Source organism: Bacillus sp. REN16 (genome assembly GCF_020731355.1).
Taxonomy (GTDB): domain Bacteria; phylum Bacillota; class Bacilli; order Bacillales; family Bacillaceae_L; genus Ferdinandcohnia.
On sequence record NZ_JAJFZK010000018.1, the window covers coordinates 1 to 16,899 of the forward strand.

A 16,899-nucleotide genomic window follows, 5' to 3' on the forward strand; every position below is an offset into this window, starting at 1 on the left:
GCCGATGGTAGTTGGGACTTTGTCCCTGTGAGAGTAGGACGTCGCTAGGCACCCAAAAAGATCAGCCGTTATGGTTGGTCTTTTTATTTTGTGTTTATAAATTAACGGAGACTTACCTGAGTTAATAGTCGGAACCCTTCCGTCTAATTAATGTTTTTTACTAATAATAACTGGTATAAACGATATTTTTCCGTCTATGTCCTAGCTATCCAGGTGCTCAGGTGTTTTACCTATCTCCCTCTCTTACATCACCGCAAAAAATCAAAAGAAAAGTAATATTTGACCTTTTTAACGGTTCACATATTTTTTTACACTAAGACATACACAAACTAGCTCCCGAACTTCATAGATTACTAAATGAACTAAATTACAACTGTTCGTTATTTTTATAATTGTGTATACATTTCAGTGAATCCGGACAAAATATGTGTATGGAGGTGGAGGCAGTGAGTTCACTGGCAAATAGAAACCATTATGGGGAAACGTGTATTATATGTGAGCAAGAAAAAAATAGAGGCATACACCTTTATACAAGATTTATTTGTTTGGATTGTGAGCAAGATATTATCCGTACGGAAACAAATGATCCGAAGTATCAGTATTATTTAGATCGGCTTAAAAAGGTTTCAATCCCAGAAATATATTCATAGTTTCAAACCGCTTGTTATTGCTTTCGCGTTAGGTGTAATCTCAAGTGGTTATCGGACCTAGTAGTGTATAGGTCCCTTTTTTGTTTTATAATAAGAAAAAGTATAGTAGAAAGGTATATATCATTATGAACCAACAACAAACCCCATTGTTTGATGTGCTTGATCAACATGCGAAGTTGAGAACTCAATCGATGCATGTGCCAGGTCATAAATTTGGACAAGTATTTTCAAGTAAGGGATATTCCTATTTTCATAAAGTATTAGAAATTGATGCGACAGAATTGACTGGACTCGATGATCTGCATCAGCCTGAAGGGGCTATTTTGGAAGCAGAACGGTTAGCAGCAGATTTATATGGAGTGAACAGAAGTTACTTTTTAGTGAATGGTTCGACGGTGGGAAATTTAGCAATGATTCTTGCGTCGTGTTCAGGAAATGATACGATTCTAGTGCAACGGAATTCCCACAAATCGATTTTAAACGGGTTAAAGATGGCAGGAGCAAGACCTGTATTTCTTCATCCTACATATGATAATGAAGTACAGGCGGCCTCCTATGTTACTTTTAAAACGGTTAAAGAGGCATTCGATACATACAACCCTGTACAAGCAATTATCTTAACGAGTCCTAACTACTATGGAATGGTGAATCATCATGAATTAACCCAGATTATTTCATATGCACATAAGAAGGGTGCAGTGGTTTTAATCGATGAGGCACATGGAGCACATTTTATGCTAGAAGGTTTTCCTTCTTCTGCTATTTCTTTAGGTGCTGATCTTGTGGTGCATTCGGCACATAAGACTCTCCCAGCGATGACGATGGGTTCCTTTTTACATATAAATAGCAGCCGTGTAAAAAATGAAGAGGTCGAGTCGTATCTTCAAATTTTGCAAACGAGCAGTCCATCGTACCCAATTATGGCTTCACTTGATCTTGCGAGGCATTATCTTGCTGCTGTAAATGAAAAAGGCACGAATGAAATCATTGATACGATTTCCACTTTCACAAAAAGGCTCGAAGCAATACCACAAATAAAAGTCGTGATTTCGAAAAATCAAGAAGTGCAGACAGACCTATTAAAACTTACAATCCAATCACAATGTGAGCTAAATGGATATGAGCTGCAAAATGCGTTTGAAAAAGAAGGTCTGTTTTCAGAGATGGCAGACCCGAACAATGTGCTGTTTGTGTTACCATTATCTGAAGGCCATGATCTTGATGAAATTTTTAAAAAGGTAAGTCGTGCTGTTAAGGAATATGCGCCGAATAAACGTACTTTTATTGATTTAGATAATGAAGGAAAAGCAGTTTCCACGCTTGCACTTTGCTATAATGAAATAAAAGGTTACAATAAAAAAGTTGTTTCCTTTGAAGGTGCAATTGGAAACATTTCCGGAGAAATGATTATACCGTATCCTCCAGGGATTCCTGTCCTGATGGAAGGAGAAAGTGTGACCAAACGACACATTGAAATCCTAACTTCCTATGTTGAGACGGGGGCACATTTCCAAGGCGGGGATATGAACGGAAAAAATATTAAGATATTAGATATGTAAGGGGCTTGAACGAAAAGTGACAGGTTATTTTATTACATTTGAAGGTCCTGAGGGTGCGGGTAAAACAACCGTATTAGGAGTCCTCCAAGAAGAGCTTTCGAAAAAAGGATATGATGTCATTTCTACAAGAGAACCAGGTGGAATTGATATAGCAGAACAAATTCGTTCTGTTATTTTAGATAAGAATAATACGAAAATGGATGGTCGAACAGAGGCACTTTTATATGCGGCTTCACGCCGTCAACATTTAGTTGAGAAAGTCATTCCAGCTTTAGAAAAAGGAAAAATAGTCTTGTGCGACCGTTTCATTGATAGCTCCCTGGCTTATCAGGGCTATGCACGCAGCCTCGGAATTGATGAGGTTTTATCCATTAATGAGTTTGCGATCAATGGGCTTATGCCTTCATTGACACTTTTCTTTGACATTCAACCGGAAAAGGGTCTGACTAGAATTAAAAAGAATGATGAAAGAGAAGTAAATCGACTTGACCTTGAGAAACTTTCATTTCATCAAAAGGTATATGATGGATATTTAATGGTTGCTGATCGCTTTAAGGAGCGATTCCATACGATTAATGCGGAGAATTCACTTGAAACCGTGACAAAGGAAGCACTTGAAATCATTGAAATACATTTGAATAAAGGCTAATTATGTAAATTCCCTCAAAAGTCTGATGATTTTTGAGGTTTTTCTTTTCGTTCTGGCTATAATTGGTATAGAATAAAGACAACTATGGACATTCGCACATTTAGTTACCAAATTTCGTAATATGAAGAAACACGTAAAAGTGATAAAATAAAGGGAGGCAAAATGATGAAGCTAGTCGTTGCAGTTGTGCAGGATAAGGATAGCAACCGTTTGTCACAGGCATTAGTTGAACATAATTTTAGAGCTACAAAGCTTGCTACAACAGGTGGATTTCTAAAATCAGGTAATACGACGTTCCTTGTTGGAACGGAGGATATCCGTGTAAATAAATTATTAGATATCATCCAGGATAATTGCAAACATCGGGAGCAAATGATTGCCCCTGTATCACCAATGGGTGGAAATGCAGATTCCTTTGTTCCATTCCCGGTGAAGGTTGAAGTGGGTGGCGCTACGGTGTTTGTATTGCCGATTGATGAGTTTCATCAATTTTAACTTTATTCATTGGCACTAATACGCCAAGGCGCATTTGATTTGAGGTGTACTAAAGTCTCATGAAAATAAATCAGGATTTTCGTGTTAATCTAGACAAGAATCAGCCAGCCACATCCAATAAAGTTTCAGGAAATCTGAGCTTCGGCAAAATTGTCAATCAAGAAGGAAATAAGCTTCATATGGAACAATTGACAAAGTTGCTTTCACAAATTGATATGGCGGGAGAACGACTCTCCCGCTCTCAAACTTTTCAGGATTTGGCTTCATATAAATCCCTTGTGAAACGCTTTATCCATGAGGCTGTAGAGTATGGGATGGATGTTAAAGAATCCCGCAGCTGGAACTTTAATGGACAAGGGAGAACACATCAACTTGTTGAGAAAGTTGACAAGGAACTAATAGATTTAACAGAACAAATGGTTGACCAAGAAAAAGGGTCAATTGATATACTCGAAAAAGTGGGATTAATAAAAGGGTTATTAATCAACTTATATACGTGATTTGAAAGAGTGATATATGGTGGAAAAAACATGGGAACAACTTCAAGAATATCAGCCACTTGTATTAAAAATGGTTGAAAATAGTCTCAAGAAGAACAGAGTGGCCCATGCTTACTTATTTGAGGGAAGCCGGGGGACAGGCAAAAAGGAAGTAGGCTTTCTCTTAGCGAAAAGTCTTTTCTGTCAGCACCCAAATGGGTATAAGCCATGTAATGAATGTACAAATTGCCGCAGAATTACATCAGGAAATCATCCCGATGTCCATGTCATTGAGCCTGATGGCCTATCGATTAAAAAATGGCAAATTCAAGCGCTACAAGAGGAGTTTTCAAAAACAGGTGTGGAATCAAATCGTAAGGTGTATTTGATTAATCATGCTGACAAAATGACAACAAACGCGGCAAATAGTTTGTTGAAATTTTTAGAAGAGCCGGCAAGTCAAACAGTAGCCATTTTGTTAACTGAACAAATTCATTGGATCCTAAACACGATTTTATCCCGATGTCAGGTTTTATCTTTTCAGCCACTCGTTCCAAAGGTTATTTCGGAACGACTTATCGATGAAGGAATAACCCCTACGATTGCTTCACTTGTTGCTCATACAACCAATAATTTAGAAGAAGCACGTGAATTAAGTGTGGATGCTTGGTTTGGACAGTCCCGGTCAATAGTGTTACAATTATATGAAGTAATCCATACAAGGCCAACTCATGCTTTCTTTTTTCTGCAGGACCAGTGGTTGCCGCATTTTAAAGAAAAAGAGCAGCTTAGCTTTGGTTTAGATATATTATTGCTTATATTTAAAGATTTATTATATATACAGCTTGGTGATGAAAAAAAGCTTATTTTTCATGACCAGGTTACTAGCTTTAAACAATATGCACTTACAACGTCAACAAGACGTGTAAGTGATCAAATAACAGCAATATTAGAGGCGAAACGTCGTCTGCACACCAACATGAACCCACATTTATTAATGGAGCAATTGGTAATAAAGTTACAGGAGGGATATAAGCTTGTATGATGTAGTTGGTGTACGCTTTAAAAAAGCGGGTAAAATATATTACTTTGATCCAAATGGATTTACAATTCCTGACGGCGAATATGTCATTGTCGAAACGGTTAGAGGAATTGAATTTGGCAAGGTTGTCATAAATAAAAAACAAGTCGATGAAAACGACATCGTACTTCCGTTGAAAAAGGTGATCCGCATTGCGGATTCAAAGGATAAATTAATTGTTGAAGAAAATAAAGCTGCGGCTACCCAGGCCTATGATGTATGCCAGGAAAAAGTAGTAGAGCACAGCCTGGATATGAAGCTTGTTGATGTAGAATATACGTTTGATAGAAATAAAGTAATCTTCTATTTTACAGCAGATGGCCGTGTTGATTTCCGTGAATTAGTTAAGGATTTAGCGTCAATCTTCCGTACAAGAATTGAATTAAGACAAATTGGGGTACGAGATGAGGCCAAGATGCTTGGTGGAATTGGTCCATGTGGGAGAATGCTTTGTTGCTCAACCTTCCTGGGTGATTTTGAGCCGGTTTCAATTAAGATGGCAAAAGATCAAAACCTTTCATTAAACCCTACTAAAATATCAGGTTTATGCGGGCGGTTAATGTGCTGTCTAAAATATGAGAACGATGAGTATGAAAGTGCAAAAGAACAGCTTCCAGACCTTGGCGATGTGATTGAAACGACAAGTGGAACTGGGAAAGTTGTTGGACTCAATATTTTAGAACGGGTACTTCAGTTAGAATTAGTAGGCCGAGAGCGTGTTGTTGAATATACGTGGGAGGAATTACTGAAAGACGGAGCGGTTTCGATTCAAGCCACAGAATGACGAGGTGGAATGCGTGGACAAAAAAGATATTTTTGAATCTGTTAGTAGTATGGAGACCCAAATTGCAAATCTGTATACTCAACTAGGAGAATTGAAAGAACATCTTGGGCAATTACTTGAAGAGAATCACAATCTGAAAATGGAGAATGACCTTTTGCGTCGCCGACTAGATCAATCCATTTCAAAGAAAAAAGAAGAAAAAAATGATAAGACTTTACAAGAAGCAAGGCTAGTTGATATCGGTGAAGGATATGATAATTTAGCTAGACTATATCAGGAGGGCTTTCATATTTGTAATGTTCATTATGGAAGTGTCCGTTCTGATGGCGACTGCTTATTTTGTCTCTCCTTTTTAAATAAGAAATAGGTCCTTTCCAATTGGAGAGGGCTTTTTCATTTCCAAGGAAAAGCTTTATAATGATGATACATAGATAAAATGTAGGGAAGGAAACATAATGCAATGGTTCAATTACACGATGATGAACGATTAGATCATTTACTAGCAGAAAATTTACGAATCATCCAAAGCCCATCAGTCTTTGCTTTTTCATTGGATACGGTACTTCTAGCCAAATTTGTGTATGTACCGATTCAAAAAGGAAAGATCATTGACTTATGTACAGGCAATGGGGTGATCCCATTATTATTAAGTAAACGATCAAAGGCAGAGATAACAGGCATTGAAATTCAGGAACGAATTTATGATATAGCAAAACGGAGCATTGACTATAATGAGTTATCAAATCAACTTTCACTCATTCGTGGGGATATTAAGGATATGCCTGAAAAGCTAGGCCACGGAAAATATGACGTTGTGACCTGTAACCCACCGTATTTTCCAACACCAAAGGCAGATGAAATGAATAAAAATGAACATCTTGCAATTGCCCGCCATGAAATTTTTTGTACATTGGAGGATGTTGTCCGTGTTAGCAGCCAATTGGTTAGGCAGGGAGGGAAGGTTGCATTTGTTCATCGTCCAGGGCGATTAATGGACATCCTTACCTTAATGAGACAATATCGAATTGAGCCAAAGCGTTTACAATTCGTACATCCAAGATTCGGCAAAGAGGCAAACACCATTTTAATTGAAGGAATCAAACAGGGAAATGCCGACCTGAAGATTTTACCTCCACTCTATGTATATGATGAACATAAAGAGTACACAAAGGAAATAAGGACGATCTTGTATGGAGACGAATAAGCATTATTTTTATGTGGTGGAGTGCAAGGATGGAACCTATTACGCAGGTTATACAACAGATGTTCAAGAACGTTTGAAAAAGCATAATGAAGGAAAAGGGGCAAAATATACAAGAGGCAGAGCTCCGATTACGTTATTATTTGACCAGGAATTTGAAACAAAGGAAGAAGCGATGCGTGCAGAATATAGATTTAAACGATTAAAGCGGCCAGAAAAGGAACAGCTGCTGGCGATGGAAGGTGAGGAGCGGTATGTGGCAGCAAAAAAGCTTTCAACCAAATTATGAATATGGAACCTTATATCTCGTTCCAACTCCTATTGGGAATTTGGAGGATATGACTTTCCGAGCGATTAAGATAATGAAGGAATCTGCTTTTATTGCAGCAGAGGACACAAGGCAAACAAAAAAGCTTTGCAATTATTTCGAAATCGAAACACCGGTGATTAGTTATCATGAACACAATAAAAAGGTGAGCGGGGATTACATTCTGTCTTTATTACGTGAAGGAAAAGACGTAGCGCTTGTAAGTGATGCAGGAATGCCGACAATTTCCGATCCTGGCTATGAATTGGTCGTCGAAGCGGTTAAGGAAAAAATGTACGTCGTTCCACTACCGGGTGCGAATGCCGCGTTAACATCTCTGATAGCCTCTGGACTAAGTGCACAGCCTTTTTATTTTTACGGTTTTTTAGACCGAAATAAGAAGGAAAAACGAAAGCAGCTAGAGGGCTTGTTACATATTCAAGCCACGATGCTTTTTTATGAGGCGCCCCATCGTTTAAAAGAAACATTAAAGATCATGAAGGAGGTACTTGGAAACCGGAAAATCACCATTTCCAGAGAATTAACGAAGAAGTTTGAAGAGTTTATTCGTGGAGACATGGAAGAGGTTGTTACATGGACTGAAGAGGATACAATCCGCGGTGAGTTTTGTCTTGTTGTGGAGGGGGCCCAGCATAGTGAAGCAGAGATTTCCGAGGCTTGGTGGGAACATCTATCAATCGAACAGCATGTAAATCACTATGTTGAGAACAAATCCATGTCCTCAAAAGAAGCGATCAGGCAGGTCGCAAAAGACCGAAAACAGCAAAAGAGAGAAATTTATCAGGAATACCATGGTTTGTAAAACAAAAATCAAAAACGCCTTGGCGTTTTAGCCGCCCAGATTTTTTCGAGCTTGATCGAAAAGTTTCCTTTGAAAATCTGTGGCATCCGCCGAAGGCTTTTTTTTATTCGATAGGTCCCATCCTATCGAATAAAAAAAGCTTCTCTGCACGAGAAGCTCCTTTTATATCATCTATTATTTTACAGCTGTTAGGTTATCTTGAAGTTCTTTAAGGATTTGTTCAGCACCTTCACGGCTAAGAACGATCTTACCATTAGCAAGAGTGAAATTGTCATCAGAAATTTCACCTGTAATTTGGCAAGTCATATTTGGCTTGTATTTCTTTAAAATGATTTTGTCATCGTCAACATAAATTTCAAGAGCATCTTTCTCAGCGATATCTAATGTACGACGAAGCTCGATAGGGATAACAACACGACCTAATTCATCAACTTTACGAACAATACCTGTAGATTTCATTTGTTTTTCTCCTCTCAATATTTGTTTCTATTTATCTCTCTATATCGTCAATTTTCGACAAATTGATTTCTAGATAATAATATCAAGATTTCCATTTAACGTCAATCACTTTTAGCTACAATTCTTATAAAATATGTATAAAAATGGTACATGGTGTCTCATAACAGAAGGGTTTGATGGATTCTTCCACATTATAAATCTACTATTTTTGGAAAAAGACTGTACCATAATAGTGGAAAAACTGTAAAATAAACTTGCCAAAAATCTATAAATTTAAGTCGGATTTTGTCGAATAATGAATATGGATGCTTTTTGATCGCTGTCGAATTTTCTTTTCACTTTAATTTCCATATATAAAATCTGACTTGCAGACGATGTGTCAGATTTAACGTTGGCTGCGTGATTCGCCTTACAAGCGCTTGCGCTTTTCTCGTGCTTTAGGTATATTTTGAAGATATAATAGGAATAGATGAATTCGAGCTTTAACTTTTTTCAGTCCGCAAAAATCTTGGTAGGGACGAACTCAAAAAAATGTATCCAATACAGTAGGGGTAATCTCTATTGAAAAAAGTTAAAGCCTCCGGCGGATGCCTCAGATTTTCAAAGGAAGTTTTTCGAGCTTAGGATCAAAGACTAAGAGCGCCACGTCCTGTGGCAACGTCTTTGTGACCCACATCATGTGGGCCTAAAAAATCTGGGCGCAAATACGCCGTGGCGCATTTGATTAAGAGGAGGTTTACCGATGGCTCAAGAGAATAAAACATTTTACTTAACTACACCCATTTATTATCCAAGTGGGAAATTACATATAGGACACGCATATACAACTGTAGCAGCGGATGCTATGGCTCGATATAAAAGACTACGTGGATATGATGTAATGTTTTTAACAGGAACCGATGAGCATGGTCAAAAAATCCAACGTTCTGCAGCGGAAAAAGGTGTTACGCCCCAAGAATACGTGGATGAGATTGTGTCTGGGATTCAAGATCTATGGAAGAAGCTGGAGATATCTTACGATGATTTTATCCGAACAACAGAAGATCGCCATAAAAAGGCTGTTGAAAAGATTTTTGATCAACTTGTAAAGCAAGGAGATATTTACCTTGACCAATATGAAGGGTGGTACTGTACACCATGTGAGTCCTTCTTTACTGAGAGACAATTAGTGGATGGAAATTGCCCAGATTGCGGTCGTCCAGTTGAAAAGGTGAAGGAAGAGTCTTATTTCTTCAAAATGAGCAAATATGTAGATCGCTTATTAAAGTACTATGAAGAAAATCCTGAATTTATCCAACCTGAATCCCGAAAAAATGAAATGATTAATAACTTCATTAAGCCAGGACTTGAGGATTTGGCTGTATCAAGAACGACCTTCGATTGGGGAGTAAAAGTACCAGGTGATCCAAAGCATGTTATTTATGTATGGATTGATGCATTATCAAACTATATTACCACTTTAGGATATGGTACTGATGATGATGCCAATTATCAAAAGTACTGGCCTGCGGATGTTCACTTAGTAGGAAAAGAAATTGTTAGATTCCATACGATTTATTGGCCAATCATGCTAATGGCATTAGATTTACCATTACCGAAAAAAGTGTTTGCACATGGATGGTTATTAATGAAAGATGGCAAAATGTCAAAATCAAAAGGGAATGTCGTTGACCCTGTCACATTAATTGACCGTTATGGCCTCGATTCCCTACGTTACTACCTGTTACGTGAGGTTCCTTTTGGTGCTGATGGTGTCTTCACTCCAGAAGGCTTCGTCGAAAGAATCAATTTTGATTTAGCAAATGACCTAGGGAACTTACTTAACCGAACAGTTGCCATGATCGGACGATATTTTGATGGTACAATTCCAACATATCATGGAAATCAATCAGAATACGATACTCAGCTTGCGAATTTCGCGATTGAAACTATTGCAAAATATGAAGAAGCAATGGAGAAAATGGAGTTTTCTGTTGCACTTACTTCCCTTTGGCAGTTTGTTAGTCGTACAAATAAATACATTGATGAAACTAGAGCCTGGGTTGTGGCAAAAGATGAAGCGAAAAAGGATGAATTAGGCTCTATTATGAGTCACCTAGCTGAATCTCTACGTTTTACAGCTATCATGCTTAAACCATTTTTAATTAAAACTCCAGTAGAAATTTTTGTGCAGCTTGGAATGAATGACGATGCATTGAAAACATGGGATAGCCTAGCTGAATTTGGAATCAAGCAAGAAGGACTTCAAGTTACAAAAGGTGAGCCAATCTTCCCGCGTTTAGAAATTGCAGAGGAAGTTGAATATATTAAGGAAAAAATGCAGGGTGGTACGAAAAAAGAAGAGCCTGTAAAGGAAGTGGACCAAGCGGATGAAATCACAATCGAAGATTTCATGAAGGTTGAGCTTCGTGTCGCAGAGGTGCTTCAGGTAGAACCAGTGAAAAAAGCAGATAAGCTTTTAAAGCTGCAATTAGATTTAGGCTTTGAAAAACGTCAGGTTGTTTCTGGTATTGCTCAGTACTACACTCCAGAAGAATTAGTAGGTAAAAAGGTGATTTGTGTAACGAACCTAAAACCTGTAAAACTTCGCAGCGAACTATCACAAGGTATGATTTTAGCGGGATCTGTTGACGGAAAGCTATCAGTTGCAACAATTGACCAAAGCCTGCCAAACGGAGCTAAAGTAAAATAACAAAAAGGGACAGAGTGATCTGTCCCTTTTACATTCAAGTACATTAATAGCAAAGGAGTCTTAACTATGTTAATTGATACACATGCACATTTAAATGCGATCCAGTATCAAGAAGATTTAGAAGAAGTAATTGAAAGGGCACTCAGTGAAGATGTTGAAAGAATTGTTGTCGTTGGTTTTGACAGAGAAACGATCACAAGGGCGATTGAATTAGCGGATCAATATGAGTTTATCTATGCAACAGTTGGCTGGCATCCAGTAGATGCGATTGATATGACGGATGAAGATTTAAAGTGGATTGAAGAGCTTTGTGCTCATCCAAAAGTTGTGGCGTTGGGAGAAATGGGTCTTGATTACTACTGGGACAAGTCCCCGAAGGATATCCAAAAAGAAGTCTTCAGGAAGCAAATTGCTTTAGCGAAAAAAGTAAAACTACCGATTATTATTCACAATCGAGAGGCGACAGCCGACATTATTGAGATTCTGCAAGAAGAGAATGCGAGTGAAGTAGGTGGAATTATGCACTGTTTCACTGGCAGTATCGAGGTTGCCAAACAATGCATCGATATGAATTTTTACATCTCATTTGGTGGTCCAGTTACCTTCAAAAATGCGAAAAAACCGAAAGAGGTGGCAGCAGAAATTCCACTTGATCGCCTCTTAATAGAAACGGATTGTCCTTACTTAACGCCACATCCATTTCGAGGAAAACGAAATGAACCAAGCTATGTGAAATATGTAGCAGAGCAAATTGCAGAGCTAAAAGGCATCTCTTTTGAAGAAATTGCACAAAAAACATCCGACAATGCGAAACGATTTTTCGGCATAAAATGATAGCAATTTTTGTCAAATAATCGGGTAGCTTGTCCAATAATAAGTTGATTAGAAAAAGTTCTACATGTCTCCTTTGTCTCATATATATCTTTGTCGACAACTAATTCTTTCTTTTTAAAAACTCTTCTTGCATAATATTTTACAACGGTGATGTAAAAAAGAGGTGGGGTTGACAGATTAATATATCCTTTATATAATCCACTGAGAGAAGGAGGCGTTTTTCATTTGCTTAAAAACATGAAAAAACTGTTTTCCGAGTCAAAGCACAAAAAGAGATTGATAGTCTCGATAAGTAGTTTTATAGTCTTAGCAGGTGCCGGTACAGGTTATGCTGCATATGAAACCACCAAGGATACAGTTTCACTATCATTAAATGGAAAAGAGCAAGTTATAAGGACGCACGCAAACACGGTTGCTGAAGTTCTACAGGATTTAGAGATAGACGTCTCAAAGCATGATGAGCTTTCACCATCAATGGATACGGCAATCAAGGACAATTTAAAAGTCACGTGGCAAGAGGCAATTCCGGTTGAACTTGTAGTTGATAACCAACCGCAAAAGGTCTGGACAACAGTCAAAACTGTGGGTGATCTTTTCAAAGATGCAAAAGTAGAGATTACAGAGCATGATAAAGTCAATCCGAGTTTAGATACAAAGTTAACAAAAGATATAAAAGTAGAAGTTGAGAAGGCATTTCAACTAACCCTAAATGACGGCGGTACGGAAAATCAAGTTTGGTCCACTTCGACTACTGTCGCTGACTTTTTAAAAGGTCAAAATGTTGCACTAAATGAATTGGATCGAGTAGAGCCAGGAATGGAAGAACAGATTACAGCAAATAGTGTCGTTAATGTTGTACGAGTAGAAAAAGTCACCGATGTAGTGGAAGAATCAGTTGCCTTTGCTGTTGTTCGTAGAAAGGACAACAATATTGATAAAGGCAAAGAAAAGGTTGTAACTCCCGGTCAAGAAGGGAAAGTTGCAAAGCACTATGAAGTTGTTCTGGAGAATGGAAAAGAAGTTTCAAGAGATCTAATCAAAACAGAAAATCTAAAAGATAGTACAGATAAGGTTGTTGCAATTGGTACGCGTGAAATCGTGCAACAGGTTTCCCGTGGTACAGCGAGTGCAACGAATGAATTCTATGTTTCATCTACAGCCTATACGGCGTATTGTAGCGGGTGTTCAGGAACAACTGCTACAGGAATTGACCTTCGCGCAAATCCGAATGTAAAGGTTATTGCGGTTGACCCAAGCATTATCCCACTAGGTACAAAAGTGTATGTAGAAGGATATGGCTATGCTGTCGCTGCCGATAAAGGCACGAATATTAAAGGTCATAAAATTGACGTCTTTTTCTCAGAGAAATCTCAAGCCTATCGTTGGGGGCAACGAAAGGTTAAAATACAAATCTTAAATTAACTTGCTAAAAACAGAGGGATTTCCTCTGTTTTTTTATGTCTAGCTTCAGCGCCTAGCCCCTCGAGGTCATAAGCCAATCCGTCAAGAAGGATAAACTGCATCCTCCTCGCCGGCTTTTCTTATGCTTGTCGGGGCTGGGCAAGGCGCTTCCGCATTTCTTTTTATGTCTATGTCTTTTTTGTTATAATTATGTAATATTTGTATCTATATTGTTAGACGAAATAAAATGAGAAAGGTTTCAATAATAATGAAAATAAAAGAAATAATTGTTGTAGAAGGAAAAGACGATACGGTCGCAATTAAAAGAGCGGTCGATGCCGATACAATCGAAACGAATGGTTCAGCCGTTAATAAAGAAGTGTTAGAACGAATCAAACATGCGTATGAGGTAAGAGGTGTTATTGTCTTTACAGATCCAGATTACCCAGGAGAGCGAATTCGAAAGATAGTCGCAAATGCTGTGCCAGGTTGTAAGCATGCGTTTTTACCGAAAAGTGAAGCCATTGCAAAGTCGGGGAAAAAGGTAGGCGTTGAGCATGCCACCCCAGCAGCCATTCGTAAGGCCCTAGAAGATGTAAAACAGGAACAAGAGGACTTTCACTCAGAGATTGAGTTTGACGCTCTAGTGGACGCAGGATTGATTGGTGGAAGCATGGCGAAGGAACGAAGGGAAAACCTAGGCGTTCTTTTGAAAATTGGTTATACTAACGGAAAACAGCTTTATAAACGTCTACAAATGTTCCAAATTACAAAAGAGGCATTTGACCAAGCCGTGGAAAAAGTGTTACAGGGGGAAAGGCAACGTGATTAAAGATATAGCCACACCTATAAGAACGAGAGCGATTCTAGAAAAGCACGGTTTTTCTTTTAAGAAAAGCCTAGGACAGAACTTTTTAATTGACACGAATATTTTACATCGCATTGTTGACCATGCAGAAGTGACAGAAGAAACAGCTGCGATTGAAATTGGGCCAGGAATCGGTGCGTTAACTGAGCAGCTTGCTAAGCGTGCGAAAAAAGTTGTAGCATTTGAGATAGATGGGCGGCTTTTACCGATTTTAGCCGACACCCTATCGCCATATCCAAATGTTGAAATCATCCATGAGGATGTTTTAAAGGCGGATGTTCAGTCTGTCATAGATGAAAAAATGCAGGGGATCGACGATATCATGGTAGTCGCCAACCTCCCTTACTATGTAACAACGCCAATCATAATGAAATTGCTAACGGAAAAGCTCCCATTGAGAGGAATCGTTGTGATGCTCCAAAAGGAAGTGGCAGACCGAATTTCAGCTTCTCCTGGTACAAAGGATTATGGATCCCTTTCGATTGCCATCCAATATTACACAACTGCTGAAACCGTTATGATTGTACCTAAAACTGTTTTTGTTCCGCAGCCAAATGTCGATTCAGCAGTCATCCGTTTGTTAAAAAGAAAGGAACCAGCTGTTAAGGTAGAAAATGAATCGTTCTTTTTCGACGTGGTTCGTGCTTCTTTTGGACAAAGGAGAAAGACAATCTTAAATAACCTGACTTCCAATCTGCCAAACGGAAAGGCATCTAAGGAAGCAATAGAGGGCTGTTTAGCCGCATCAAATATCGATCCAAGACGCCGTGGTGAAACATTATCGATTGAGGAATTCGGGCGTTTAAGTGATGAATTATATAAAACTTTATACTAAGGGCTTACTGTTTCAGTAGGTCCTTTTTTCTATCCCAAAATGTCAGTCTCCTTTCTCCTCACCACTTATGGTTATGCTGCATAGGCTAACAAGAAGGCATCTCAATTGTGAAATAACCTCAGAAAGTTGGAGTGGGTGAGGATGGATATAAAAGTTGGCGATATTGTTGCACGCAAATCACATCAGTTTGATTTATTGTTCAAAGTAACAGAAATAACACATAACCAAACTGTTAATTTATATGGTGAGGATGTAAGGTTGATTGCAGATGCTCCGTATGATGACTTAGTCCTAGTAGACGAGGGAGAAAGACAAAAAAGGCAGCGAACGGATCGAGAAAAAGTGGATCATTCCTATCGATTGTTTCGACAGGATTATCAGTTAATTAGACAAAAAAATGAATACCATGCAACGGGCGGATATTCAAATGATGCAGAGTTTTTTCAAATTCCCGGAAGAGTTTTGCATATAGATGGTGACCCTAGCTACTTAAAGAAGTGCCTAGCGTTATATGAGAAAATTGGCATTCCCGTATATGGAGTCCATTGCCATGAAACGGAAATGCCTGAAAAGATTGATGAATTACTTGATAAATATAGACCTGATATTCTTGTTATAACGGGTCATGATGCTTATTCAAAATCAAAGGGTAAGGTTACGGAGCTCAAGGCATACCGCCATTCCCGTCATTTTGCTCAAACCGTTCGACAAGCCAGAAAAAAAGTTCCGCATTTAGATCAGCTTGTCATCTTTGCTGGTGCCTGTCAGTCTCATTTTGAGTCATTAATACGTGCAGGAGCAAATTACGCAAGTTCACCCTCTAGAGTCAATATACACGCCCTAGACCCTGTATATATCGTTGCTAAAATTAGTTTTACTCCATTTGATGAAAGAATTAATGTGTGGGACGTACTTCGCAATACATTAACAGGAGAAAAAGGTCTTGGTGGTGTTGAAACAAAGGGTGTATTACGAACCGGTATGCCTTATCAAAGATTGATGGATAATGAGGAAAACGGGGGTCTCTAACGGTGAATCGCTAGAGATCCTTTTGGTATTTTAATACATATTAAGGATAGTGAAAATTTTGTCGATGCAAAAAAATCTTGATTTATATACATATTGGCTGCGATTTTGAACATACTATCAGTTGTGTGTTGAGAAACTTGTTGGAAAAAACTTATTGACAAGTATTTTGTATCATTGTTATAATTTTAGTTTTGTTTGACGTTCGGTGATTTTTTTGGTATACTGATAAATAGTGAGGTGGAGTGAAATGGGAAAAACTTTGCTTGATATTAAACGGTCTTTAGATACAAATTTAGGTAAGCGACTTACCTTAAAGGCCAATGGTGGCCGTAGAAAGACAATAGAGCGCTCAGGAGTGCTCGCCGAAACGTACCCATCCGTATTTGTGATAGAACTAGACCAGGATGAGAATTCATTTGAGCGGGTTTCTTATAGCTATGCTGATATCCTTACAGAAACCGTTCAATTAACCTTCTTTGATGAGACATCCGGGAACGTAGCGATAAGTGGGCAGTAGACTTCATTGTTTACTGCTTTTTTATTTTGTCCGAAAAACGTGGTACTTTTTCATAAGTGTCACGTTTTTTTGTTTAAGAATATTGCGTCGTATTCTATGGATTTGCGTCCCCACGAGAAATTATGCGTCTCCACTGTTTAAAAAAAAGCAAATAGGATAATATTTGTTAATATAACAAACCCTTTTTATCCAAACACTAAGTATGTCGTAGATAACTTTATTCAGCTAGGACTGAA

At 38.4% G+C, this 16,899-nt stretch carries 19 protein-coding genes; 18 read left to right on the plus strand and 1 reads right to left on the minus strand.

Going from position 1 to position 16,899, the window contains the following annotated elements; genetic code table 11:
* Positions 1-446 precede the first annotated feature (446 nt).
* From LKW28_RS19140 to rsmI, 11 genes are all read left to right on the plus strand, one after another.
* The gene (locus tag LKW28_RS19140; RefSeq protein ID WP_420708913.1) at positions 447-650 is read left to right on the plus strand and encodes a sigma factor G inhibitor Gin; all 204 of its coding nucleotides are present in this window, start codon (positions 447-449) and stop codon (positions 648-650) included.
* A 125-nt stretch (positions 651-775) separates the two neighbouring features.
* The gene (locus LKW28_RS19145; protein WP_229142046.1) at positions 776-2,209 is read left to right on the plus strand and encodes an aminotransferase class I/II-fold pyridoxal phosphate-dependent enzyme; all 1,434 of its coding nucleotides are present in this window, start codon (positions 776-778) and stop codon (positions 2,207-2,209) included.
* Between the two features lie 16 nt (positions 2,210-2,225).
* A complete protein-coding gene (gene tmk / locus LKW28_RS19150; protein ID WP_229142047.1) occupies positions 2,226-2,858 on the plus strand; it encodes a dTMP kinase in 633 nt (210 codons plus the stop codon).
* Positions 2,859-3,023: 165 nt separating this feature from the next.
* Positions 3,024-3,353 carry a cyclic-di-AMP receptor gene (locus LKW28_RS19155; protein WP_229142048.1) on the plus strand — a complete coding sequence of 110 codons (330 nt, stop codon included), beginning with the start codon at positions 3,024-3,026 and terminating at the stop codon, positions 3,351-3,353.
* Between the two features lie 59 nt (positions 3,354-3,412).
* Positions 3,413-3,853 (plus strand): YaaR family protein, encoded by a 441-nt coding sequence (locus LKW28_RS19160; protein ID WP_229142049.1) that lies wholly within the window; start codon positions 3,413-3,415, stop codon positions 3,851-3,853.
* 19 nt (positions 3,854-3,872) lie between these two features.
* On the plus strand, positions 3,873-4,877 hold the full coding sequence (gene holB, locus LKW28_RS19165) for a DNA polymerase III subunit delta' (RefSeq protein WP_229142050.1): 1,005 nt from the start codon (positions 3,873-3,875) through the stop codon (positions 4,875-4,877).
* Complete coding sequence (locus LKW28_RS19170; RefSeq protein WP_229142051.1) at positions 4,870-5,697, plus strand: PSP1 domain-containing protein; 828 nt, start codon at positions 4,870-4,872, stop codon at positions 5,695-5,697. The genes holB and LKW28_RS19170 overlap by 8 nt, the downstream gene beginning before the upstream one ends.
* Before the next feature lie 13 nt (positions 5,698-5,710).
* Positions 5,711-6,064: a DNA replication initiation control protein YabA gene (gene yabA / locus LKW28_RS19175; RefSeq protein WP_229142052.1), complete on the plus strand. Its 354-nt coding sequence runs from the start codon at positions 5,711-5,713 to the stop codon at positions 6,062-6,064.
* Between the two features lie 93 nt (positions 6,065-6,157).
* Complete coding sequence (locus LKW28_RS19180; RefSeq protein WP_229142053.1) at positions 6,158-6,901, plus strand: tRNA1(Val) (adenine(37)-N6)-methyltransferase; 744 nt, start codon at positions 6,158-6,160, stop codon at positions 6,899-6,901.
* Positions 6,888-7,187, plus strand: a complete 300-nt coding sequence (locus LKW28_RS19185) for a GIY-YIG nuclease family protein (RefSeq protein ID WP_229142054.1) — start codon at positions 6,888-6,890, stop codon at positions 7,185-7,187. The genes LKW28_RS19180 and LKW28_RS19185 overlap by 14 nt, the downstream gene beginning before the upstream one ends.
* Positions 7,153-8,028 (plus strand): 16S rRNA (cytidine(1402)-2'-O)-methyltransferase, encoded by an 876-nt coding sequence (gene rsmI / locus LKW28_RS19190; protein WP_229142055.1) that lies wholly within the window; start codon positions 7,153-7,155, stop codon positions 8,026-8,028. The genes LKW28_RS19185 and rsmI overlap by 35 nt, the downstream gene beginning before the upstream one ends.
* Before the next feature lie 174 nt (positions 8,029-8,202).
* On the opposite strand, the gene LKW28_RS19195 is transcribed toward rsmI, so the two are convergent.
* Positions 8,203-8,487, minus strand: coding sequence for an AbrB/MazE/SpoVT family DNA-binding domain-containing protein (locus LKW28_RS19195; protein ID WP_229142056.1), 285 nt, complete (start codon positions 8,485-8,487; stop codon positions 8,203-8,205).
* A gap of 742 nt (positions 8,488-9,229) precedes the next feature.
* On the opposite strand from LKW28_RS19195, the gene metG reads away from it, so the two are divergent.
* From metG to veg, 7 genes are all read left to right on the plus strand, one after another.
* Entirely contained in the window at positions 9,230-11,179 is a 1,950-nt protein-coding gene (gene metG, locus LKW28_RS19200) for a methionine--tRNA ligase (protein WP_229142057.1), read from the plus strand.
* A 66-nt stretch (positions 11,180-11,245) separates the two neighbouring features.
* Positions 11,246-12,013, plus strand: a complete 768-nt coding sequence (locus LKW28_RS19205) for a TatD family hydrolase (RefSeq protein WP_229142058.1) — start codon at positions 11,246-11,248, stop codon at positions 12,011-12,013.
* 225 nt (positions 12,014-12,238) lie between these two features.
* Positions 12,239-13,435, plus strand: coding sequence for a G5 and 3D domain-containing protein (locus LKW28_RS19210; protein WP_229142059.1), 1,197 nt, complete (start codon positions 12,239-12,241; stop codon positions 13,433-13,435).
* Between the two features lie 247 nt (positions 13,436-13,682).
* A complete protein-coding gene (gene rnmV / locus LKW28_RS19215; RefSeq protein ID WP_229142060.1) occupies positions 13,683-14,246 on the plus strand; it encodes a ribonuclease M5 in 564 nt (187 codons plus the stop codon).
* Positions 14,239-15,117, plus strand: a complete 879-nt coding sequence (gene rsmA / locus LKW28_RS19220) for a 16S rRNA (adenine(1518)-N(6)/adenine(1519)-N(6))-dimethyltransferase RsmA (RefSeq protein WP_229142061.1) — start codon at positions 14,239-14,241, stop codon at positions 15,115-15,117. The genes rnmV and rsmA overlap by 8 nt, the downstream gene beginning before the upstream one ends.
* Positions 15,118-15,258: 141 nt before the next feature.
* Positions 15,259-16,146, plus strand: coding sequence for a sporulation peptidase YabG (gene yabG / locus LKW28_RS19225; RefSeq protein WP_229142062.1), 888 nt, complete (start codon positions 15,259-15,261; stop codon positions 16,144-16,146).
* A gap of 247 nt (positions 16,147-16,393) precedes the next feature.
* Positions 16,394-16,663, plus strand: a complete 270-nt coding sequence (veg, locus tag LKW28_RS19230) for a biofilm formation stimulator Veg (RefSeq protein WP_229142063.1) — start codon at positions 16,394-16,396, stop codon at positions 16,661-16,663.
* The last annotated feature ends 236 nt before the right edge of the window (positions 16,664-16,899 follow it).